This is a genomic window from Mesorhizobium kowhaii (assembly GCF_042431665.1).
GTDB classification, from domain to species: Bacteria; Pseudomonadota; Alphaproteobacteria; order Rhizobiales; family Rhizobiaceae; genus Mesorhizobium; species Mesorhizobium kowhaii.
This window is the reverse complement of sequence record NZ_JBHLYT010000008.1, coordinates 126,467-146,692: the sequence shown is the minus strand read 5'-3', so window position 1 is coordinate 146,692 and position 20,226 is coordinate 126,467. Positions and strand designations below refer to the sequence as shown.

The 20,226-nt window shown below is 63.9% G+C and carries 20 protein-coding genes and 2 pseudogenes; 10 read left to right on the top strand and 12 right to left on the bottom strand.

What is annotated here, in order from left to right:
• Position 1 precedes the first annotated feature (1 nt).
• On the bottom strand, positions 2 to 1,120 hold the full coding sequence (locus tag ACFFNA_RS10440; protein WP_378917952.1) for a KamA family radical SAM protein: 1,119 nt from the start codon (positions 1,118 to 1,120) through the stop codon (positions 2 to 4).
• Positions 1,121 to 1,280: 160 nt separating this feature from the next.
• Between ACFFNA_RS10440 and ACFFNA_RS10435 the strand changes: the two genes are divergently transcribed.
• Positions 1,281 to 2,216 carry a hypothetical protein gene (locus ACFFNA_RS10435; protein WP_378917950.1) on the top strand — a complete coding sequence of 312 codons (936 nt, stop codon included), beginning with the start codon at positions 1,281 to 1,283 and terminating at the stop codon, positions 2,214 to 2,216.
• Between the two features lie 29 nt (positions 2,217 to 2,245).
• On the opposite strand, the gene ACFFNA_RS10430 is transcribed toward ACFFNA_RS10435, so the two are convergent.
• Complete coding sequence (locus tag ACFFNA_RS10430; RefSeq protein ID WP_378917948.1) at positions 2,246 to 3,802, bottom strand: serine hydrolase; 1,557 nt, start codon at positions 3,800 to 3,802, stop codon at positions 2,246 to 2,248.
• Between the two features lie 300 nt (positions 3,803 to 4,102).
• On the opposite strand from ACFFNA_RS10430, the gene ACFFNA_RS10425 reads away from it, so the two are divergent.
• On the top strand, positions 4,103 to 5,764 hold the full coding sequence (locus tag ACFFNA_RS10425) for an acyl-CoA synthetase (RefSeq protein WP_378917946.1): 1,662 nt from the start codon (positions 4,103 to 4,105) through the stop codon (positions 5,762 to 5,764).
• A gap of 186 nt (positions 5,765 to 5,950) precedes the next feature.
• The gene (locus ACFFNA_RS10420; protein WP_378917945.1) at positions 5,951 to 6,844 is read left to right on the top strand and encodes a hypothetical protein; all 894 of its coding nucleotides are present in this window, start codon (positions 5,951 to 5,953) and stop codon (positions 6,842 to 6,844) included.
• 76 nt (positions 6,845 to 6,920) lie between these two features.
• On the opposite strand, the gene ACFFNA_RS10415 is transcribed toward ACFFNA_RS10420, so the two are convergent.
• Positions 6,921 to 8,543 carry an ABC-F family ATP-binding cassette domain-containing protein gene (locus tag ACFFNA_RS10415; RefSeq protein WP_378917943.1) on the bottom strand — a complete coding sequence of 541 codons (1,623 nt, stop codon included), beginning with the start codon at positions 8,541 to 8,543 and terminating at the stop codon, positions 6,921 to 6,923.
• Positions 8,544 to 8,804: 261 nt separating this feature from the next.
• Here ACFFNA_RS10415 and ACFFNA_RS10410 point away from each other — a divergent pair, with 261 nt between their 5' ends.
• On the top strand, positions 8,805 to 9,191 hold the full coding sequence (locus ACFFNA_RS10410) for a hypothetical protein (protein ID WP_378917941.1): 387 nt from the start codon (positions 8,805 to 8,807) through the stop codon (positions 9,189 to 9,191).
• Between the two features lie 199 nt (positions 9,192 to 9,390).
• Here ACFFNA_RS10410 and ACFFNA_RS10405 read toward each other — a convergent pair whose 3' ends face one another.
• Positions 9,391 to 9,795, bottom strand: a complete 405-nt coding sequence (locus tag ACFFNA_RS10405; protein ID WP_378917939.1) for an SDR family NAD(P)-dependent oxidoreductase — start codon at positions 9,793 to 9,795, stop codon at positions 9,391 to 9,393.
• 92 nt (positions 9,796 to 9,887) lie between these two features.
• Positions 9,888 to 10,088 (bottom strand): annotated as a pseudogene (locus ACFFNA_RS10400) (SDR family NAD(P)-dependent oxidoreductase); the annotation flags it as partial.
• 226 nt (positions 10,089 to 10,314) lie between these two features.
• On the opposite strand from ACFFNA_RS10400, the gene ACFFNA_RS10395 reads away from it, so the two are divergent.
• Both ACFFNA_RS10395 and ACFFNA_RS10390 read left to right on the top strand, forming a co-directional pair.
• On the top strand, positions 10,315 to 10,944 hold the full coding sequence (locus tag ACFFNA_RS10395; RefSeq protein ID WP_378917937.1) for a glutathione S-transferase family protein: 630 nt from the start codon (positions 10,315 to 10,317) through the stop codon (positions 10,942 to 10,944).
• Between the two features lie 222 nt (positions 10,945 to 11,166).
• Positions 11,167 to 11,655 (top strand): RrF2 family transcriptional regulator, encoded by a 489-nt coding sequence (locus tag ACFFNA_RS10390; protein WP_378917935.1) that lies wholly within the window; start codon positions 11,167 to 11,169, stop codon positions 11,653 to 11,655.
• A gap of 311 nt (positions 11,656 to 11,966) precedes the next feature.
• On the opposite strand, the gene ACFFNA_RS10385 is transcribed toward ACFFNA_RS10390, so the two are convergent.
• The 4 genes from ACFFNA_RS10385 to ACFFNA_RS10370 all read right to left on the bottom strand — a co-directional run bounded on the left by ACFFNA_RS10385 (position 11,967) and on the right by ACFFNA_RS10370 (position 14,879).
• On the bottom strand, positions 11,967 to 12,386 hold the full coding sequence (locus ACFFNA_RS10385) for a cupin domain-containing protein (protein WP_111543334.1): 420 nt from the start codon (positions 12,384 to 12,386) through the stop codon (positions 11,967 to 11,969).
• A gap of 61 nt (positions 12,387 to 12,447) precedes the next feature.
• Entirely contained in the window at positions 12,448 to 13,200 is a 753-nt protein-coding gene (locus ACFFNA_RS10380; protein ID WP_378917933.1) for an SDR family oxidoreductase, read from the bottom strand.
• Between the two features lie 132 nt (positions 13,201 to 13,332).
• Positions 13,333 to 14,265 (bottom strand): MBL fold metallo-hydrolase, encoded by a 933-nt coding sequence (locus ACFFNA_RS10375; RefSeq protein ID WP_378917931.1) that lies wholly within the window; start codon positions 14,263 to 14,265, stop codon positions 13,333 to 13,335.
• 134 nt (positions 14,266 to 14,399) lie between these two features.
• Positions 14,400 to 14,879 (bottom strand): carboxymuconolactone decarboxylase family protein, encoded by a 480-nt coding sequence (locus ACFFNA_RS10370; protein ID WP_111543331.1) that lies wholly within the window; start codon positions 14,877 to 14,879, stop codon positions 14,400 to 14,402.
• Positions 14,880 to 15,007: 128 nt separating this feature from the next.
• Between ACFFNA_RS10370 and ACFFNA_RS10365 the strand changes: the two genes are divergently transcribed.
• Positions 15,008 to 15,904, top strand: coding sequence for a LysR family transcriptional regulator (locus ACFFNA_RS10365; protein WP_111543330.1), 897 nt, complete (start codon positions 15,008 to 15,010; stop codon positions 15,902 to 15,904).
• Positions 15,905 to 15,922: 18 nt separating this feature from the next.
• On the opposite strand, the gene ACFFNA_RS10360 is transcribed toward ACFFNA_RS10365, so the two are convergent.
• Positions 15,923 to 16,522, bottom strand: coding sequence for a YdeI/OmpD-associated family protein (locus ACFFNA_RS10360; protein WP_378917928.1), 600 nt, complete (start codon positions 16,520 to 16,522; stop codon positions 15,923 to 15,925).
• 187 nt (positions 16,523 to 16,709) lie between these two features.
• Here ACFFNA_RS10360 and ACFFNA_RS10355 point away from each other — a divergent pair, with 187 nt between their 5' ends.
• A complete protein-coding gene (locus tag ACFFNA_RS10355) occupies positions 16,710 to 17,321 on the top strand; it encodes a hypothetical protein (RefSeq protein ID WP_378917927.1) in 612 nt (203 codons plus the stop codon).
• Between the two features lie 21 nt (positions 17,322 to 17,342).
• Here the strand turns inward: ACFFNA_RS10355 and ACFFNA_RS10350 are convergent, their stop codons facing one another.
• Positions 17,343 to 17,816, bottom strand: coding sequence for a cupin domain-containing protein (locus tag ACFFNA_RS10350; protein WP_378917925.1), 474 nt, complete (start codon positions 17,814 to 17,816; stop codon positions 17,343 to 17,345).
• A 65-nt stretch (positions 17,817 to 17,881) separates the two neighbouring features.
• Between ACFFNA_RS10350 and ACFFNA_RS10345 the strand changes: the two genes are divergently transcribed.
• Both ACFFNA_RS10345 and ACFFNA_RS10340 read left to right on the top strand, forming a co-directional pair.
• On the top strand, positions 17,882 to 18,343 hold the full coding sequence (locus tag ACFFNA_RS10345) for a MarR family winged helix-turn-helix transcriptional regulator (RefSeq protein WP_378917923.1): 462 nt from the start codon (positions 17,882 to 17,884) through the stop codon (positions 18,341 to 18,343).
• A gap of 157 nt (positions 18,344 to 18,500) precedes the next feature.
• Positions 18,501 to 19,229, top strand: coding sequence for an SDR family oxidoreductase (locus ACFFNA_RS10340; RefSeq protein ID WP_378917921.1), 729 nt, complete (start codon positions 18,501 to 18,503; stop codon positions 19,227 to 19,229).
• A gap of 25 nt (positions 19,230 to 19,254) precedes the next feature.
• Here ACFFNA_RS10340 and ACFFNA_RS10335 read toward each other — a convergent pair.
• A pseudogene (locus tag ACFFNA_RS10335) lies at positions 19,255 to 20,219 on the bottom strand (LysR family transcriptional regulator).
• Positions 20,220 to 20,226: the final 7 nt, after the last annotated feature.

Here is a 20,226-nt window from a genome sequence, read left to right as displayed (position 1 = left end):
CCTACTCCGCCACCACCTCCCGATACCCCCTCACCTCGCCATCCAGCCCGCGCAGCTGCCAGCTCTCCCCGTCGCGTCCCTCGACATAGCAAGGCCCGATCGGCACCTTGCCGCCGCCCTGCGGAAGGTCGAGCACATAGACGGGGTTGCAGATGCCCGACAGGCGGGCGCGCAGGGCGCCGGCCAGCGCCTGGCCCTCGGCAATAGTGGTGCGCCGGTGCGCCATGCCACGCGCGAGGTCGCCATGGTGCAGGTAATAGGGTTTGACACCGAGCCGGTACATCAGCTCGCGGCAGAGCTCCTCCAGCACCTCGACCGTGTCGTTGACGCCCTTGAGCAGGACGCTCTGGTTGAGCAGCACGAAGCCGGCTTGCCGCAGCGTGCGGCAGGCGGCTTCCGTGGCGTCGGTGATCTCGCGCGGATGGTTGAAATGGGTGACGACCGTGACCATCAGCCGGCCCTGCAGCGCCGTCACCAACCCTGATGTGATGCGCGACGGCAGCGCCACCGGCACGCGCGTGTGGATGCGCAGCAGCCGCACATGCGCGATCGCCTCGATGCGGGCGCGGATTTCGGCCAGCGCCTTGTCCGGCAACGAGAGCGGATCGCCGCCGGTCAGGATCACCTCGCGGATCTCGGGATGATCGGCGATATAGGCCAGCGCCGGCTCCAGCGCCTCGCGCGTATAGCCGCGGCCGATCGAGGTCAGCGACTCCTTGCGGAAGCAGAACCGGCAATAGACCGCGCATTGATAGGTCGGGAACAACAGCACCCGGTCGGCATGGCGATGCGTCAGTCGCGGTACCGGGCTGAACTCATGGTCGGCGATCGGATCGTCGAGCTCGCCGTCCTGTTCCGCCAATTCGTCGGGCGACGGAATGACCTGCGCCCGGATCGGGTCGGCGGGATCGTTCCAGTCGATCAGGTCGAGATAGGTTTTTGGGATGCGCACCTTGTGGTTCGCGGCCGCGGCTTGCGCCGCCGCGCGCTCGCCCGGTGACAGCGGCAGGGAAGCGAGATCGCGCACATGGCGCACGCCGGCGCGGACGTCGGTCTGCCAGGCGGTGTCGGGGGCGAGCGCGGCATCGTCCGTGTGGCGGAGGTTGGTGTCTGAAGTCATCGGGTTTCTCGGGGGCAATTTCTGGCAGAGCTATCGTCCGGATGGCCAGGCGGGTCAACCATCTGGGGTGATCGCCGCCATCGATCCATCGCCTGTGAACCCATAGGTATTTAGGCAAAATGGCACTATTCTGCGCAGTCTGGGGTTCAGGGAAAACGGGATGGATTTCAGCACAGGCCATGGCTACCTGCTCATTGGCGGCCTCATCCTGGTTGGTGCCGGGCTGCTGATCCTATCGCTGATCGTCAATCTGCGTGTCGCCCACAGTGTGCGCGACGACGTACGCCACCGCGAAAAGCTGCTGGAATACTACCGCAACATCTTTTCGCAGCTGGGCGTGATCCTGATCGGCATCGGCGTGTCGCTGTTCATCTTCTTTTTCCAGCAGAATTACCAAGACCAGCGCAGACGCGAAACGGAACTCCAGCAGGTTCTGGCCAAGCTGGCGGCGCGCATCGCCCGCGGCGCTCCCGTCGTCGGGTCACTTGGCGAATTCGACGCGCTGCTGGATGAAGGCGGGGCCTACGTCAGTCCCGAACTTGGTGGAACCAACGCCGCGATCAGCGCGCAGGGAGCGGAGCTCGGCAAGCAGTTCGGCGAGATCCTGTTGGTCGAGCGCGACGTCGACGTCCGGGACTTCGACATCCTCAACCTGTCGCGCGATTTCGAATCGTCATTCGTCGTCAACGAGCTCGATCCCACGCTGTGGTTCAACATCGTGCGCGACGAGAGCGAGATCAAATATGCCACCACCCAGCTCGCGCTCGACTACAAGGACCTGCAGGATGCGGTCGGCGGCGAGCCGATCGAGGTTGCGATCGCCAATCCTGAAACGGAGCGCAAGATCAAGCACGAGGTGCTCGACATCTTCTACGATGCCGACCTCCTGCGCCAGCGCAGCAGGCGATTTCTCGGCCGTGCGTGCTGGCTCCTCAGCCACGGGCGCAGCTTCGTCAGCCTTGCACCGGTGGAAGCAATCGAAGCCGATGCGAGGTCGCATCAAGAATGGATCGACCGGTCGAAACCCTTGCTGACGCAGGCGAAGTCGGGCAACGGCGATTGCTTCAAACTTCTCCAGCACGGCCCGGCATCTTGAGCTGCCGGCGGCACCGTTCGATTTGAAAGTCAGTCACCCACACGTTGCAGAGTGCCGAGATGATTGTCGTCGAGAAAACCTATCGTCACGGCCGACGCTTTGCCGTCGGGGCCGACGACAAAATTTACGCCCGAGGGCCTGTCCGGCGTCTCGGCATCGGGGAAGGTCAGGAAAAGGTCGCCGTCGAAATGGGTCAATGAATAGGACCGGGCGCCGGCCGGGCCTGCCCTGAGCACCAGGTCGTCTCCCGCTTTCGACACGACCGCGTCGCCGATGAAGTCGTTGGCGTAGCGGCCGGCATAGGCACTGGCTGGCCCGGCCGGCCTCGCCGGAGACGGCGGCGCGGCATAGGTAGCCTTGGCTGCCGCGACCGCAGGGCCGAACAGGCCAGCATAAGTATCATCCCACGCCTTGACCCAGTCCTTCTCGACCTTACCGTCGAAGACGAGATCGGCGAAGCTGTCGGACAATCCCTCCGGCAGGCCAGTCGGAAAGGCGTTGGCGACGATGACGATGCCAAGCTTCTCCTTTGGGAAGACTGTCACCAGGGTACGCGCGCCGACGCTGAAGGCGCCGGCGTGGCCCCAGCTCAAGCCGTGCCGGCCGAATTCGACATTCCAGCCGAGGCCGTAGAACGATGCACCGCCGGAGACGGGGTTGTTGCCGCGCGCCATCAGCGGAACGTGCGTCTGGCCCAGCGCATCGGCGGCAATCAATGTCTTGCCGGCATAGACGCCGTCGCCGAGGATGAGGCGCACCCATTGCGAGAGATCACGTGCCGTGGAGCTGACGCCGCCGGCGGGCGCCTGCGCATCCGGATCGCGCTCTATCTTCGCGGCCCAAGCGCCATCGACCTTGACATGGAGCGCGGCACGGTTGGCGTGCTTGATGAAATCCGAATGGCGGGAACTGGTCGAGGCCATGCCAAGCGGACGGTAGAGTTTCTCCTCGGCGACCTCCTCCCAGGGCCTGCCTGTCGGCGTCGCGGCCGCCACGGCACCCTCTGTCAATCCGAAATTGCTGTAAGAGTACCCGGCGCGAAAGCTCGACGATGGCGGCACGAACCGCAGGCGATGCAGGATCTCGGCGCGATCGTAGCCAATGTCCTCGAGGTCGTCTCCGGCGGTGCCCGGAAGGCCGCTACGATGCGAAAACAGGTCGCGGACGGTAAGTTGGCTTGCTGGATAAGGATCGGCCAGCCGGAACGCCGGATCGAGGTCAGCGATCTTCGAATCCCAGGACACGATCCCGTCGCTGACCAGCGCCGCTACGACGGTAGCGGAGACCGGCTTGGAAAGGGACGCGATCTGGAACACCGTGTCGGCGTCGACGACCTTAGGCTTGCCGGCCTCGCGATGCCCGAAACCCCTAAGAAAGATCACCTCGTCATCGTGCACGACGGCGATGGCGAGACCGGGTACGGCACCGCCCGCGACGGCGGCTTCGGCGAGCGCTTCGAGCTTCGACAGGGCAGCAGTGATCCGCTCGGGCGTGATGGTATCGGCCGGCGCCGCATGCGGCCAAAGCACCATGGCGGCGATGAAGGCCCAAATCCTCCAATGGCAGAGATTCCGATCCAGCCGCACGCGCCAGCCTCCTCCCAAGCATTCACCTGGCCATGATACAGGCCCGCGCGAGTGAGGCCAGCCCTCTCAGGCGATCCGCCATCCGGCGGCCGCCGGCATTACCAGCTGGGCGAGGGACCGGTGGCGACGAGCTGTACGTTCCGTGCGAAATCCCGGCGCGGTGCTGCTACTGGAAGAGGGCTGGGAAACCGCAGCGAGTGCGCCCCGCAATCGACGCAATCGACCACAAACCCGATTTCAGGCAATCTGACATATGGGCGGCGCGTGATGAGGAGACGGGTGCCGCCAGGGAGGACTGCCATGACCAAGACACAAGCTGCGGCGCTGCCGCGCTATGAAGACGCCGTTCAGCGCTTTCGCATCGGGGATGAAGTCGCCCGGCTTCAGGGAGACCCGACGACCGGCATCAATGCCTGCATCGAATGCTGCGATCGCCACGCCGGCGCCAACCGGCTGGCGTTGCGCGCGATCTCCGCCGATGGCCAGTTGCGGGAATTCAGCTTCGACCAGCTTCGCGACATGTCGGCGCGCGTCGGCACCATGCTGAAAGCGGCAGGCGTCGGCCCCGGCGATGTCGTTGCCGGCATGCTGCCGCGCATTCCCGAACTGGTGGCGCTCATCCTCGGCACCTGGCGCATCGGCGCGGTCTACCAGCCGCTGTTCACCGCCTTCGGCCCAAAGGCCATCGACCACCGGCTGAAGACCAGCGGCGCAAAACTCGTCGTCACCAACATGGCCAATCGCGGCAAGCTCGACGAGGTCGACGATTGCCCTCGGGTGGCGACCATCGTTGCCCAGGGCGAAGCCCTGCCGGCAGGCGACATCGATTTCCACGCCGCGTTTGCCGCCGCCTCGACTTCCTGCGAGCCAATCCCGCGCAAGGGCGACGACCTGTTCATGATGATGTCGACCTCAGGCACGACAGGCCTGCCAAAGGGCGTGCCGGTGCCGCTCCGCGCGCTGCTGGCCTTCGGCGCCTATATGCGCGATGCGATCGGCCTGCGGTCCGACGATGTCTTCTGGAACATCGCCGATCCCGGCTGGGCCTACGGCCTCTACTACGCCATCACAGGTCCCCTGCTGCTCGGCATCGCCACGACCTTCAACGAGGGTCCCTTCACCGCCAAAAGCACCTATGACATCATCGAGCGGCTTGGCGTTACCAGCCTTGCCGGTTCGCCCACCGCCTTCCGCCTGCTGCTGGCCGAAGGGCCTGAGGCCGCCGCCCGCATCAAGGGCCGCCTGCGCGTGGTCAGCAGCGCCGGCGAGCCGCTCAACCCGGAAGTGATCCGCTGGTTCGACGCCCATCTTGGCGTGCCGATCCATGACCATTACGGCCAGACCGAGAACGGCATGATGGTCAACAACCATCACGGCCTGTCGCACCCGGTGCGCCCGGGCTCGGCCGGCTTCGCCATGCCGGGCTACCGCATCGTCGTGCTCGGCGAGGCCGGCCAGGAGCTTGGCCCCAACCAGCCCGGCATCCTCGCCGTCGACATCGCCAACTCACCGCTGCGCTGGTTCGACGGCTACCACCAGGCGGAAACCCCCGCGATTTCGGGCGGCTATTACCGCAGCGGCGACACGGTCGAGTTCGAGCCGGACGGCTCGATCAGCTTCATCGGCCGCGCCGACGACGTCATCACCTCGGCCGGCTATCGGATCGGGCCGTTCGATGTCGAAAGCGCCCTGATCGAGCATCCGGCGGTCAACGAGGCGGCCGTCGTCGGCGTACCCGACCCGCAACGCACCGAAATCGTCAAGGCTTTCGTCATCCTGGCATCTTCGTTTCGCGGCAGCCCGGAACTCGCCGAGGAGCTGGCGCAGCATGTCAGGAAGCGGCTCTCGGCCCACGCCTATCCGCGCGAAATCGATTTCGTCTCTGAGTTGCCGAAAACGCCGAGCGGCAAGATCCAGAGATTTTTGCTGAGGAAGGCCGAGGTGGAGAAGCGGAACGGGTGAGGCGTGGTCCGCGAAGCGGACGGAAAGCCAATTGCTTGGCTTTCCGAACAACGGACGCCCGGAGCGACAGCGGAGGGCCGGCGCCGGCCGCTGCATGCAATGCTTCGCGTCGACTTGCTGCCGCGCAATAGCCGCAAAGCTGCTCGATGGCTCCCAGCCTGTCGAACGCCATATGGGGGCTATGTCATGCGGTTGGTCTGGACCATCATCTTCGCGCTCGCTACCGGAGCGGCTTTCGCGGCCTCGCCGGAGGACGACTATATCGCCGCACGCGACAAGGCGATTTCCGCCATCGCGACAATGGAAAGCGCGAACGAACCTGTTGAAACGCGCGATGCCGCCGGGACGAAGGCGCTGGCCGATCTCGAAAAGCGTCTTTCCGCCATTCTCGGCCCGCTGGCGGTTGCGGGTTTTCCGGCGACCGGCACGATCAATATCGAAAGCCTGAGCGACTCCGATATCGGGTTCGGCATGCTCGACGGGTTGCGATACGCCAAAAGCGACGACCGCCCGAGCCTCGTGGCAACGACGCGGGGGCTGCTTGAGCGCTGGCTACAGTCGAGAGCCGCCGAGATGGACGCGAGCTTCAGACTGCCCGCCGGCATCGATGCGGCGCTGAAGCTCGATGGCTTCTACACCCAGGCGATCAACAGCGACGCGGCGTTCACGGGGACGCTCGACTTTCCGCTGAAGAAGCCTGAAGGCGCCGACATCGCGTTTGCGCGGCTCGGCGGCTGGGCGCAGGACATAGGACCGAACCCCGACCAGCAGGTCATCGTCACCCTCGTCAAGGGCAACAGCGTCATGATCGTCTCGGCGCCCGCGGCACCGCCTGTTCCGGAGATCGCGGCCTGCGACGCCTTGTGGGCCTCTGCGGACGCCGCCGCCCAGAAATTCCAGGAGGCCTACCAAGCCTCCGATCTCAAGGACCAAAAGGCGTATGATGCCGGCAATGCCGCCTGGGAAAAAGGTGACGCCGACTATCGCGCCTGCATGGGCGAGCACCTGCCGGGCGAGCCGGTCTTCCCGGCACTTCTCGCCCAAGCCCAGGAGCTTGCCGACCACATGGCCGGCAAGTAGGCCTGCTCCGGCGCGTCGGCGCCGCGCCTCCCAAGCGGGCTGAATGGTCAGCCCGCTCCGGCGCCATTGGTAGCTGTCAGCTCCGCAGCCCTGGCGCCTCATGCCCGGTGCGCTCGACATACTCCGTATAGCCGCCGCCATAGGTGTGGATGCCTTCGGGCGTCAGCTCCAGCACGCGGTTGGAAAGTGCGGCCAGAAAATGCCGGTCGTGCGAGACGAACAGCATGGTGCCTTCATACTGCGAGAGTGCAGTGATCAGCATCTCCTTGGTGGCGATGTCGAGATGGTTGGTCGGCTCGTCCAGCACCAGCAGATTGGGCGGATCGAACAGCATCAGCGCCATCACCAGCCGCGCCTTCTCACCGCCTGACAGCACGCGGCATTTCTTCTCGATCTCGTCGCCGGAAAAGCCGAAGCAGCCGGCCAGTGCCCTGAGCGGCGCCTGGCCTGCCTGCGGAAACGCGTCCTCCAGCGTCTGGAACACGGTGCGCTCGCCTTCCAGCAGCTCCATGGCGTGCTGGGCGAAATAGCCCATCTTGACGCTCGGGCCGCGCGCGACCGTGCCGGTATCGGGCTCGGAGGCGCCGGCGACCAGCTTCAACAGCGTCGACTTGCCGGCGCCATTGACGCCCATGATGCACCAGCGCTCGCGCCGGCGGACCTGGAAATCCAACCCTTCGTAGATGCTGCGGCTGCCATAGCCCTTGTGGACGTTCTTCAGCGTCACGACGTCCTCGCCGCAGCGCGGCGCCGGCTGGAAATCGAACGACACCGTCTGGCGGCGCTTGGGCGGCTCGACGCGATCGATCTTGTCCAGCTTCTTCACCCGGCTCTGCACCTGGGCGGCATGCGAGGCGCGCGCCTTGAAGCGCTCGATGAAGGCAATCTCCTTGGCCAGCATCGCCTGCTGGCGCTCGAACTGCGCCTGCTGCTGCTTGTCGGCGATCGCCCGCTGCTGCTGGTAGAATTCGTAATTGCCGGAATAGGCGGTCAGCGAACCGGCGTCGATCTCGACCACCTTGTTGACGATGCGGTTCATGAACTCGCGGTCGTGCGAGGTCATCAGCAACGCGCCGTCATAATTCTTCAGGAAGGACTCCAGCCAGATCAGGCTTTCGAGGTCGAGATGGTTGCTCGGCTCGTCGAGCAACATGGCGTCGGGCCGCATCAAAAGAATGCGGGCCAGCGCCACGCGCATCTTCCAGCCGCCGGAGAGTTTTCCGACATCACCGTCCATCATCTCCTGGCTGAAACCCAGGCCATCGAGCACCTCGCGGGCGCGGCCGTCCAGCGCATAGCCGTCGAGTTCCTCGAAACGGTGCTGCGCCTCGCCATATTTTTCGATGATCTCGTCCATCTGGTCGGCCTGGTCGGGGTCGGCCATGGCGGCCTCGAGTGCGGCCATCTCGGCCGCCACGTCGCTCACCGGCCCGGCGCCGTTCATCACTTCGGCGACCGCGCTGTGGCCCTCCATGTCGCCGACATCTTGGCTGAAATAGCCGATGGTGACGCCGCGATCGACCTGCACCTGGCCCTCATCGGGCTGTTCCTGCCCGGTGATCATGCGAAACAGCGTCGTCTTGCCGGCGCCATTGGGGCCGACGAGGCCGACCTTCTCGCCCTTCTGCAGCGCCGCCGACGCTTCGATGAAGACAAGCTGACGGCCATTCTGCTTGCTGATGCTTTCCAGTCTGATCATGCGATTTCCGGGAGGCTTGGAGCGTCGAAGGATTTTCCCCGGGGCCATACGCGATGGCGGGCGCCAGAGGAAGAGGCGCAAGCGCCGCACGCCCCGGACACACTCCAGAAACAAGATTCAACAGTTCGGAAAAACTGGCGAAAAGATCGGCTGGCATAAGCATCCCTGCGGCGGCCGGAAAATGGTCGCGGCACAACGCGAACGGGACGGTTACCGGCAATGCAACGAGGTTCGAACGGATGGATGGGTGCCCTGCTCGGCATGTCGCTCGCCGTCACCCCGATCGGACCGTCGGAAGCAAAAGCGGCCATCACCCGCAGCGAACGTTGCGACCTGCTCAGTCTTCAATTGGACCAAGCCATCCAGACCAAAGCCGAGATGACCGAGGTCGCCGAGGCAATGACGCTGCAGAAGACGGCCGTCCGCTTCTGTGCCGAGCGCAAGCAGGCGCAAGGCATCAGGACGCTGGCCAACGCTCTGAAGCTGCTTGGGGTGACGCCGGACGATCAGGCCCAGGATATCAGATCTTTGAAACCGGTTTTTGAAGCCCAGACTTTCAACATCCAGACACAAGGCATGTCAAGAAACACACCGGCAAGAGGCACGGCCACAAGCACGCCAAGGCTTATTGATCGCCGCTCTTTCTGACTTCCTCCCGGGAAATGGCCGCCACTCGCAAAAGCGAGGGCGGCCTTTTTCTTGCGCTGTTTCAGGAAATAATGTGCAGCGGCTTTCCGTCCGGAATTGCGCAAAATCAAATAGTTGCAGCGGTTCAACGATTCAAACGTTGAACCGCCCGAAACCAAGCGCCAGCTGCGCTCCACCGGTCATGCCCGGAATCCGACCCTCACCACGGCAGCCTTTTGCCGTCGCGGAAGAAGCCACCGGTCGGACCGTCGTCCGGCAAGGTCGCGGCCCAGACGATGCCGGCCGCCCCTTGCGCGACCGGGCGTCCTCCCGGCCCGCCCATGTCGGTGGCGACCCAGCCCGGGCAGACGGCGTTGACCAGCACGCCGGCGCCGCGCAATTCAGCCGCCAGCACGCAGGTCAGTGCGTTGAGGGTCGCCTTCGAGGTCGAATAGGCCGGCGCTCCTGCCCCCATCGAGGCCAGCGAACCGCCTTCGGAGGAGACGTTGACCAGCCTGCCATGGCCACCGGCCCCAAGCAGCGGCGCAAAGGCGGACGCCGCCCGCCAGGCGCCGAAGACATTGGTCTCGAACGCCTCGCGGATGTCAGTCCAGTCCGGCAGCAACGCCCGCGAACCGGTGTCGTAATGGATCGCAGCGTGTTGATCAGCACGTCGAGACGGCCGAACCGGCGCTCGACATCCGCCGCCGCCCGTGCCGCTGCGTCGGGCGACGCGACATCGAACGCGATGGCCTCGACATGGCCGTCGAGCCCTCGTGCCGCCGCCTCGCCCTTCGCCGGATCACGTACGCCAAGCAGCACGGCAAAACCGAGTTTCGCCAATTGGCGCCCGGTCTCAAGGCCGATGCCGCGATTGGCGCCGGTAACCAGCGCGACCTTGCTGGAATGGGTGTTCATGTGCGGCTCCTGGGATGTCGATTGCTTCGGGAGAAAGATGGCACGAGCGGAATTGATTTATTAGGTGGCGGGGATCGCAGTCATCATGCGATGGCGTGCATGAAATGGTTGGGGCTATTTTCCCACGATGCGTTCTGTCACGCCCCCTCTGCCCTATCGCAGGAATCGGGTGGCGGCCGGGCGGGACCGCATGCGAGGCTACCCCATCCCACCAGAAGGACGGGCCATGCTCACGCTTCATGATTATCTGCCATCGCAGAATGGCTGGAAAGTCCGGGTCCTGCTCGGGCTGCTTGAGATTCCGTATGACAGTCGCATGGTCTCGATTTTCGAGGGCGAGAGCCACACCAATGCCTTCCTTCAACTCAATCCGGCCGGCGCCGTCCCGGTGCTTCAGCTCGAAGACGGGAGCGCCGTCGCCGAATCCAATGCGATCCTCATCTACCTTGCCGAAGGGACGCTTTTTCTGCCGGCGGACCGCTATCAGCGCGCCAAGGTCGTGCAGTGGTTGTTCTTCGAGCAATACAATGTCGAGCCGGTCATCGGTTCGCTGCGCTTCTGGACCTTGACCGGACGGCTCGAGCGCAACCAGGGCATGGTTGCGGGCAAGCGCGAAGCCGGAGCCCGTACACTAGCCGCCATGAACCGCAGCCTTGGCGACACCCCGTTTCTCGTCGGAAACGACCTCACCATCGCCGATATCGCTGTCTATGCCTACAGTCATCGCGCCGAGGATTGCGGCTTCTCTGTGGCGGACTATCCGGCGGTCATGGCGTGGATTGGCCGCGTGCGCGACGTCATCGGTCCCGGCTACCCGGCCCATCCCTACAGCATTGACCCGCATTCCGGCGCCTGAAGGGTTACTTCTTGCCCTGCGGGAAGATCGTCTCGCCGCGCTTCAGCATCGCGACGGCGTACCCGACGCAGATCGCGCCAAGAAGCTGCCTCGGGGGCGACAACGGACGATGCTGAAATCCCACTCCGGCCGAACCGGGACCTGTCTGTTTACACCGCAGTGGAATAGGGATATTTTATATCCTTAATAAAGCCCGGTCAGTATCGACCCCGGAATCAATTGATGATCCTGAAAAGCCAAGTCGAATGGGCGCTGCACTGCTGCGCCATTCTCGCGGGCCTGCCCGCGGGGCGCTATCTCTCGACAAAAGCGCTTGCCGAGTTCCATGGCCTTCCCAAGGAGTATCTTTCCAAGGCACTGCAAAGCCTGTCGCAGGCAGGTCTGGTCCATACGACGCTGGGTCCGTCAGGTGGATATCGATTGGCGCGGACACCGGCCGAACTGACCTTCCTGGATATCGTCGAGGCGGTCGAGGGCAAAGCGCGGACATTTGTGTGTAACAATATCCGCGAGAACAACCCATGTCGTCCGCAGGGCTATTGCGAAAGCAGCCCTTGCGCGGTGTCGCGCATCATGTGGGAAGCCGACGAGGCCTGGCGCGCAAAATTGCGCAGTGTCAGGCTTTCCGATCTCACCGAGGCCCTGGCGCAGGAGATTCCAGCCGAACTCTGGAAGAGCAGCTTTGAATGGGTGCTGGAGCGCGCCGGATGAATGGGAATGCAGGTCGTGGCGGATGGCTAATGCATGTCGCCCAAAAGTGGCCCCGGTTTTGGGAGAACGACATGCATAATAACAAAGACCTAAGGCGCGTCGTCTGAATCCATTCAGACGCGACGCGCTTTAGTCTTTCATCATCCAGACAACAGGCGGACCATCGGACGCCCAGAGGATGCCACGCGAAAATGCCAGCAAGCCCCGGAAGCGTGAAACGCACGCAGCGATGATCCAGACATGGACTCGCCAGCGTGATTTCAGTCTACAGCCACGGCCGGACACCAGGAAGGGCGCCCGGCCTCTTCGGCCTACTTCTTGACCGGATAGGTCAGTTCTTTCTGGTTGGTATCGACCACGAAGACCGCCAGTAGTTTTGCGGGCTTCGTCTTGCTGCCGTTCTCGCTCACACTGTGGCGATCGCCCGGCAGCTCCGAAAAGCTCTCGCCGGCCTTGTAGACCTTGACCGGGCCGTCATTGACCTGGCTGCGGATGGAGCCTTCCAGAACCGTTGCATAGATGAAGGCGGAACTCGGATGGGTGTGCGCTTCCGAATGACCGCCGGGACCATATTCGACCAGAATGCCCTTGATGCTCTTGCCGGGGACATTCGGCAGTTCATGCTCATAGATGAGCGTGACTTTGGCGGCCTTCTCGCCTGTATCCTGGGCTGCGGCCGGGCCTGCCAAGGCTGCCGTGACGATGAGGGCGGCGACGATTGACTTGATCATTTCGAAACTCCTTGTGCGTTGGGTGGAACGCTGCGCCCGAAGCTGCGGCGCATCGTGATGGTCATTTCCGCGCCGAGGTGGCGAACCACTGCTCGAAGGTGATGCGGCCGAGACGGGGATTGTTGTCGGAGACGAGCGAACCGTCGTTCAGTTTGGCGCCGAAGTAGCGCGCCTCCGGATCAGCCACGACCTTGCGAGGATCGCCGGCAGCCTTCAGGTAGCGGGCGACGAGCTCGTTCATTCGCACACGCTCCGGACCGGAAATCTCGATCATGCTGTTGATCGGCGCGGCGAGCGCGACACCCGCCATGACGTCGGCGACGTCATCGGATGCGATGGGCTGCACATAGGCCGGCGACAGATGCACAGCGTCGCCGACCGTGCCGGATTTGGCGATGCCAGCCAGGAACTCCATGAACTGCGTGGAATGAACGATGGTGTAGGGAATGCCGGAGGCTCTGATCAGCTTTTCCTGGGCGAGCTTGGCGCGGAAATAGCCGCACTCCTGCAGGCGTTCGGTTCCGACAACCGAGAGCGCGACATGGTGCTTGACGCCAGCAACCTTGTCCGCCGCGAGCAGGTTGTGGCCCGACGTCTCGAAGAACTCCATCGCGGCCTTGTCCTCGAAGGAGGGTGAGTTGGCGAGGTCGATCACCACCTCGGCGCCCGCGAGCGCTTCCTCCAGGCCTTCGCCGGTGATGGTGTTGACGCCCGTGTTTGGCGCGGCGGCAATCACCTCATGCCCCTGCCTGCGCAGGCGTTCGACTGTCTTGGTGCCGATGAGGCCGGTGCCACCGATGATGACGATTTTCATGACACTTCTCCATTCGCGATCGCTCTGGCGCCGCGTTGCTCGAGAGATTTGCTTGGGGTGGGAGGTTAGTTCAGGCCGGCCTTGCCGGCCGAACCGGGCACGGCCTTGAAGGCTACGCGCCCTAGGTCGGCCCTAACCCAACAAGCGGTCAGTAGTCCCGAAAACCGGTACCCAACGAAAAGCATCGCCGGCGACCGCCACACGGCCGACGGATGGGAACGGCATATGAGTGGCCACCAGCAGCTCGCTGGTTGCCGCCAGCTCTTGCATAAGCCGGACCCGAACACGGGCTGCCTCCACGGGGTCGTGCTCGAAGCCGTTGTGCCAGTCGGGGTGCTCGAATCCGACCGGGAACACGGCGTCGCCGGCGAACATCAGCCGGTCGCCGCCGGATGCCAGGCGGACCACACTGTGCCCGGGGGTGTGGCCGCCGGTGCGAGATACGACCACCCCCGGCGCCACCTCGTACTCCTCCTCGAACAGCAGCAGCTGGCTGTCGTACTCTTTCCTGAACCGCTTGGCGGCCGCCCGAAGCGCGTCCGGGAACCCCGGCGGCATGGAGACGTGGGAGAAATCGGGCGCCTCCCAGAATTTGACCTCGGCGGCGGCCACGTGGATCCGCAGGTCCGGATGCAGCCGGTCTTTCACCCCGTCGACGAGCAGCCCGCCAATGTGGTCCATGTGCATGTGCGTAAGCACCACGTCGGTCACGGCTGCAAGATCGATGCCGGCGGCCTCCAGTCGCTTGATCAACTGCCCAGCCCGCGGCAAGTGCAAGTCCGGGTCCACCCCTAGCCCAGCATCGATGAGTATGGTCTGCCTGCCGCTACTCACCACGACCACGTTCAGCGGCCAATCGAAAGCGTCCGGCGGTAGGAACATGTCGTCCAGCCAGGCGGCCCGGACTGCCGGGTCGGCGTTGTGTGCCAACATCGCGGTCGGTAGCGGCAGCACCCCGTCGCTGACCACCAGCACGTCAATCTCGCCGATCCGCAGCGCGTAGCGCGACGGAACTAACTCGTCGGACCCCTGCCTATCGGGGTGTGAAGTGTTTTGTAGATTCATGTTTGTCTCCTGTTGAGCACGGTCTTGGAACCGGTCAGGTCGGTTGCACCGGAAATGACGATTTTCAAAGTTGTCTTCGTTCGCCGCCGCCCATGCGGACGTGCATCCCTTGATGGGTTCTCAGAGCGAAACGCTTAATTCAGGCCGGCCTTGTCGAGGCCGTAAAGTTTATCCGCAGAGCCGGGCACGGTCTTGAAGGCGACGCTGGCGCGGTTCCAGGCATTGATGGCCATGATCGAGAAGGTCAGGTCGGAGATTTCCTTTTCCGAAAGCTGCCCACGCACACGCTCATAGAGCTCGTCCGGAATACCGCCTTCGGGGAGCTTCGTGACGGCTTCAGTCCAGGCAAGCGCGGCGCGTTCACGAGGAATGAAAAGGTTCGATTCCCGCCAGATGGCGACATGGTAGAGCCGCAACTCGCTCTCGCCGTGGATCTTTGCTTCCTTGACATGCATGTCGAGGCAGAAGGCGCAGCCATTGATCTGGGACGCCCGGATGTGGATCAGATCGCGGATCTTCTCTTCGATAACGCTGTGTGCCTCGGTCATGCTGAAGTCGAGAAACTTCTTGAATAGCTCGGGCGATTGTTGGGCGACGTTCAGGCGCTGTGTCACGGCTCTCTCCTTGTTTGAGGATATTTGATATCCTTAAGGATAGATGATATCCATAATCTCCGGACAGTAAAGCGCCTCCCGCCTGGGATGCGGACATAAGGCATATGTCGAAAAGTATGGGGGTGAGGGTGGACATCGTATCGGCATTGCGAACGTTCCTGCGGGTGGCGGAGACAAAGTCCTTCTCGGCGGCCGCGATCGACCTCGATCTGACGCAGCCGGCCGTATCCCGGCAGGTTTCTGCGCTGGAAGCGCATCTGAACACGCGCCTTCTGCACCGCACGACGAACGCGCTTGCCTTGACGGTCGAGGGTGAACAGATGCTCCCGATGGCGCTACGCGTCATAGAAGCGGTCGAAGCGCTCAGCGAAGCCGGCTGCGCCGAAGGAGCGACCGCATCTGGAAAAGTGAGGCTAAGCCTGCCCGCGCCACTCGGACTCTACATGAGCGATCGCCTCTCAAGCCTGCTGGAGAGCCATCCGGCGCTTACTGTTGACCTGATCTTGCGGGAGGAACCCTCAGATCTGGTCGCGGACGCAATCGATCTCGAGGTACGCCTCGGGCCGGTCGGCGACAGCAGCCTTATGTGTCGCCGGATCGGCTGGACGACTGCCTTTCTCGTGGCCTCGCCCTGCTATCTCAAGGGGCGGGATACACCGCAAGCGCCGCAGGACATCAGTGGTCACTGCTGCATTTGTTACAGCCGTGCCGGCGACGGCCGGTCATGGTCTTTCTCCGACGGGGCGGATGAGGTGGTTCTGCGAATTGAGCCTCGCCTGATCGCCAACAATTCAATGGCCGTCCATCGAGCGACGCTGGCTGGAGGCGGGCTTGCAGTGCTCTCCCATATTCTGGCCGGGCCGGACATCGAAGCAGGGAGGTTGGTTAAGGTGATGCCGGATTTTCCGCCGACGCGCCTGCCGATCAACGTCGTCTATCCATCCCGCCGGAACATACCGTTGCGTGTCACAACGGTCCTCGACTTTCTTGTCCAGGCTGTCCGCGACGACGCTTTGATGGCGTGATCAGCGCCTTGAAGGGCCTCACTTCTTGCCCTGCGGATAGATCGTCTCGCCGCGCTTCAGCATCGCGACGAAGGTCTCGATCTTCTTCTTGCGGCCGGCCTCGGTCTTCATGTTGTGGGTGCGGAAGGCGAGCGCGAAGCGGTTCTGCGCGTTGAGCTTGCCCAGCATCTCTTTCGCTGCTGGTTCGGCATCGATCGCGGCCTGGAGATCATCCGGAATTTTCATCGCCTTGCCGCTGCCATAGGCGCGCGCCCAGCGCCCGTCGGCCTTGGCTGCCTCGACCTGTCTCAGCCCATGCTCGGTCATGCGGCCCTCCTCGACCAGCCGCGCGACATTGTCGATGTTGATCAGGCTCCAGATGCTCTTCCTGCTGCGCGGCGTGTAGCGCTGCAGGAAGCTGTTGTCGTCCAGCCCCTTGCGCACGGCGTCGATCCAGCCGAAGCACAGCACCACGTCGATGGCCTCCTTGGGCGTGATCGACTTCAGTCCCGACCCCACCTTGTGGACCTTGATCCACACCTCGGTTTCCATGGCGTGGTGCTCGCCGAGCCAGGCGTGAAAGCTGGCCGCGTCCGGGAATTCCCTGACCTTGTCGGGATCGACCTTGACCGGCGCCATCAGCCGGCCTGCCCGTTCGTCGCGCTTGCCGCTCGCATCACCGACATCTTGCCTCCAGCATCATGCGTCAACATCGTGACATGGATCCCTGTCAGTTTCCGGCAGCAACAAAGCTTGCCGGCGGATGACGATGGAACGCACCACCGTGCTATAGGACAAGGTTCTACGCTCGGGGGGAATATCCGTCATGAAATCTGTGCTCCTCGCCCTCGCGGTGCTGTTCCCCACGGCAGCCCTGGCCGAGCCTATCGAAACCCAAAAAATCATCACGGCGGTGACCGGCGACTTCAACGGCGACGGCGCCGTCGATCTTGCCATGGTGGTGGAGACCGAGCCCGGCCATCCGATGGACGTCCACTTCTTCCTCAGGGACAAGGAGCACAATTACCTCAAGCCCGTTGAAATCGTGCACGAGCAGATCCTCGGCGAATGGAACAGCTACGACCGCCCGGGCTACGAGAACTCCGACACCGAGCCGGAACTGACGATGCTGCCCAACGGCTCGATCAAATTCTACCTGCCGGCGATGCCGGTCGGCAGCGAACGGACCGACATGACGCTGACCATCGCCTGGCGCAACGGTGCCTTCATCGTCGCCGGCTTTGCCTATGACCATTATGACTATATGAAGGAGAATGCCGAAAGCGCCTGCGAGTACAACGTCCTGACCGGCAAAGGCACCAGCAGCGAAAAGCAGCCGGACGGCAGCACGAAGCACAAGACCGTCTCGGTCGAAGGCCAGACCATCGCCTTCAAGGACTGGAACCCGGGCACCACCTTCACCGCTTGCGGCGATTGACCGGCGTTTCTTCGACCCGCTTCAGGTTGGTGGCGGCGCTGCCGGCGTCAACCCGTGTCGGCGCATGATGTCCATCATTTTGACCTTGTCCGGAGGGCCGCCAGCAGCGGCGTTGAACACCGCAAAGGCCTCGCGAAAATAGTCCGGGCCGATCGCCGCGGGCGTGACGATGCAAAGCGCCTTGGCATCCCTGGTGCCATTGTTGTCAAACCGGTGAACGGCGCCGCGCGGAATGCACAGCGCCTCCCCGGGTCCGACCTCGATCGCCTTGCCGTCGACGGTCCAGGTCAACACCCCGTCGACGCCGTAGATCGTCTCTTCGTAGCGGTCGTGGCTGTGCGCCGGCGCCGGCAGCCGCTGCGCGCCGGGCACCATCAGCTCGAAGGCGGCGACGCTGCCGCTCGAACTGTCGCCCGACACCAGGAAGCGAACCGACAGCCCCTTGGTGCCGATGATTTCGTTGGCAGGATTGACCTGAAGATCCACAGCTGGCATTGCACAAACTCCCCGGGTAAATTACATTTACTACCAATCAGTAAACTCAATTTACCGGATCGTCAATGGCCACATCCACGGAAGTTCTGCAGACCAGGACCGAGGATCTGCTGATCGGTGCCCTGCTGCGCGTGCCGGCGCAGGCGATCCAGCGCCGGCTGATCAAAGAACTCAACGCCGCCGGCTTCGGCGAACTGCGCCTGCCGCACATGGCGGTGCTGCAGTTTCCCGGACCCGATGGCGCACGTCCGGGTACCATCGCCGAGCGCGCAGGCATGAGCAAGCAGGCCATCAACCAGCTGCTCAGCAGTCTCGAAAGCTACGGCTACCTCATGCGATCCGACATTCCGGGCGAAGGCAGCGCCCGCGTGGTGCGGTCCACCGAACGGGGGCATGCCGCCTTCTGGAAAATGGTCGACATCCTGCGCGACATCGAGGAGGAGTGGCGCGCCGAGCTCGGACCGGAACGCTTTGCCCAGCTGAAAGCGCTGTTGTTTGTGGTCTGGGACAGCCCGCTGGCGCGGTAAGCGGCCACCAGCCGACCTTGCGTGGCCGAGCTTCCATTCCGCACAGGATTGAGAACCATCGGCATTTCCGATAGCGCCATCGGGTTCTTCCGTTTTCCCTTGCCGCACCGAACTGCCAATCCCCTGCCCTTGTCCATCCAAACAAAGGCAGAGCGAAATGAGCATTTCAAACCAGAAAATCCTGATCGTCGGCGGCGGTTCCGGCATGGGTCTGGCGCTGGCGCGGCGATGCGTCGAGGCCGGCGCCAAAGTCACTATCGCCGGACGCAGCGAGGACCGGCTACGGCAGGCGTGCGAGGCGCTGGGCAACCCAGTGAACCTGGAGGTGGCCGCTGTCGACATCACGCGGGAGGACGAGGTGGTCGGGCTGTTCGCGCGGATCGGCCGGCTCGACCACATCGTCAGCACCGCCGCCGACATCGAAGGCGCCTACCGGCTGTTACCCGAGCTTGACCTGCAGGCGGCGCAACGGGTGGTGGAGAGCAAGCTTTACGGCCCGCTGCTGCTTGCCAAGCATGGCGCACCACGGCTTGGCGTCGCCGGGTCGATGACCTTCGTCTCCGGCATCGCCGCCTATCGGCCGGCAGCGCGCGGCTCAGTCGTTGCCGCCGTCAATGCGGCGCTCGAAGGGCTGGTGCGGGCGCTCGCCGTGGAGCTGGCGCCAATCCGCGTCAACGCCGTGTCACCCGGCTGGGTCGACACCACGATCTGGGCGCAGGTTGCCGGCGACAGAAAGGCCGAGACGCTGGCCGCGATGGCCGAGCGGCTGCCGGTCGGCAGGATCGGCCAGCCCGACGACATCGCCGACGCCATTTTCTTCCTGATCGGCAACGGTTTCACCACCGGAACGACGCTGCATGTCGAGGGCGGGCACCGCTTGATCTAGAATGGCCAGCGTCAGGAAATTGCTTTCAAAGCAAGGCCTTGGAGCGGTTCGCCGATTCAGGCTCTGAACTGGTTTGAGAGCGTTCCGAAACAGGCGCCAGCGTGTCACGCGCGGCGGCAAGAAGCCGCCTGAGCGCCGGCGGCTGAACGCGTCGGCGCCGCCAGATCATCGTCAGCGGCGCCTTCCGCATCTGGCCGGGCCACGGCATTTCGACGAGGTCGCCACGCACAAGCGCGTCGCTGACGGCAAGGCGCGGAACGAGGCCCAGCCCCGCGCCGGCCGCCACCAGCCGTGCAATGGTGCCGATGCTGCCGACCTCGGCGGCAAGTTTTGGCGCGGCGACACCCGCCTCGGCAAAGGCGGCGTCGAACATGTGCCGGTAAATGCATCCGGGCTCCGTTGCCACGAAGCGCAGCGTGGCAAGCGCGGCCATGTCTGATAGTGTGGAGCCCTGCCCCGGAGCCGCGACCAGCACCAGCGGTTCGTCAACGATTGTGCGCCTGGCAAAATGTTCATCGGAGGCGCCCTTGGTGACGTCGCGACGGTCGAAGCAGAATGCAACGTCGATGTCGCCATCCTCCAGCAGGTGCCGCAGAGTGCTGCTATCCGCCACCTTCATCCGCACGGTAATGTCGGGATGGCTGGCTTGGAACCCCGGCAGCCAAGGCGCCAGCCGGGCTGAGGCGATTGTCTCCAGCGCGCCGATGGTCAGCGATCCGCTGGTCTGTCCGGCAGCCGCCTGCACGGCCGAGCGCGCCTCGCCATCGAGCCGCGCAGCATGTCTTCGGCGATGGGCTTCAGCGCCAGTCCCGCCGGCGTCAGTTCGAGACCCGTTTTCGAGCGCGTGAACAGGGCAGCGCCAAGCTCGGCCTCGAGGGACTGGATCTGGTCGCTGACACTCGATTGCGCCAGATGAACCGCCTCGGCGGCGCGCGTGATGTTGCGGCTCCGCGCCACCGCGAGGAAGGTTTTGAGCGATCTGGGATGCAACGAAATG

Coding starts and splice junctions, on each gene's coding strand:
- ACFFNA_RS10440 (WP_378917952.1), bottom strand. CDS start 1,120: ATGACTTCAGACACCAACCTCCGCCACACGGACGATGCCGCGCTCGCC.
- ACFFNA_RS10435 (WP_378917950.1), top strand. CDS start 1,281: ATGGATTTCAGCACAGGCCATGGCTACCTGCTCATTGGCGGCCTCATC.
- ACFFNA_RS10425 (WP_378917946.1), top strand. CDS start 4,103: ATGACCAAGACACAAGCTGCGGCGCTGCCGCGCTATGAAGACGCCGTT.
- ACFFNA_RS10420 (WP_378917945.1), top strand. CDS start 5,951: ATGCGGTTGGTCTGGACCATCATCTTCGCGCTCGCTACCGGAGCGGCT.
- ACFFNA_RS10415 (WP_378917943.1), bottom strand. CDS start 8,543: ATGATCAGACTGGAAAGCATCAGCAAGCAGAATGGCCGTCAGCTTGTC.
- ACFFNA_RS10410 (WP_378917941.1), top strand. CDS start 8,805: ATGTCGCTCGCCGTCACCCCGATCGGACCGTCGGAAGCAAAAGCGGCC.
- ACFFNA_RS10395 (WP_378917937.1), top strand. CDS start 10,315: ATGCTCACGCTTCATGATTATCTGCCATCGCAGAATGGCTGGAAAGTC.
- ACFFNA_RS10390 (WP_378917935.1), top strand. CDS start 11,167: ATGATCCTGAAAAGCCAAGTCGAATGGGCGCTGCACTGCTGCGCCATT.
- ACFFNA_RS10385 (WP_111543334.1), bottom strand. CDS start 12,386: ATGATCAAGTCAATCGTCGCCGCCCTCATCGTCACGGCAGCCTTGGCA.
- ACFFNA_RS10380 (WP_378917933.1), bottom strand. CDS start 13,200: ATGAAAATCGTCATCATCGGTGGCACCGGCCTCATCGGCACCAAGACA.
- ACFFNA_RS10375 (WP_378917931.1), bottom strand. CDS start 14,265: ATGAATCTACAAAACACTTCACACCCCGATAGGCAGGGGTCCGACGAG.
- ACFFNA_RS10360 (WP_378917928.1), bottom strand. CDS start 16,522: ATGGCGCCGGTCAAGGTCGATCCCGACAAGGTCAGGGAATTCCCGGAC.
- ACFFNA_RS10355 (WP_378917927.1), top strand. CDS start 16,710: ATGAAATCTGTGCTCCTCGCCCTCGCGGTGCTGTTCCCCACGGCAGCC.
- ACFFNA_RS10350 (WP_378917925.1), bottom strand. CDS start 17,816: ATGCCAGCTGTGGATCTTCAGGTCAATCCTGCCAACGAAATCATCGGC.
- ACFFNA_RS10345 (WP_378917923.1), top strand. CDS start 17,882: ATGGCCACATCCACGGAAGTTCTGCAGACCAGGACCGAGGATCTGCTG.
- ACFFNA_RS10340 (WP_378917921.1), top strand. CDS start 18,501: ATGAGCATTTCAAACCAGAAAATCCTGATCGTCGGCGGCGGTTCCGGC.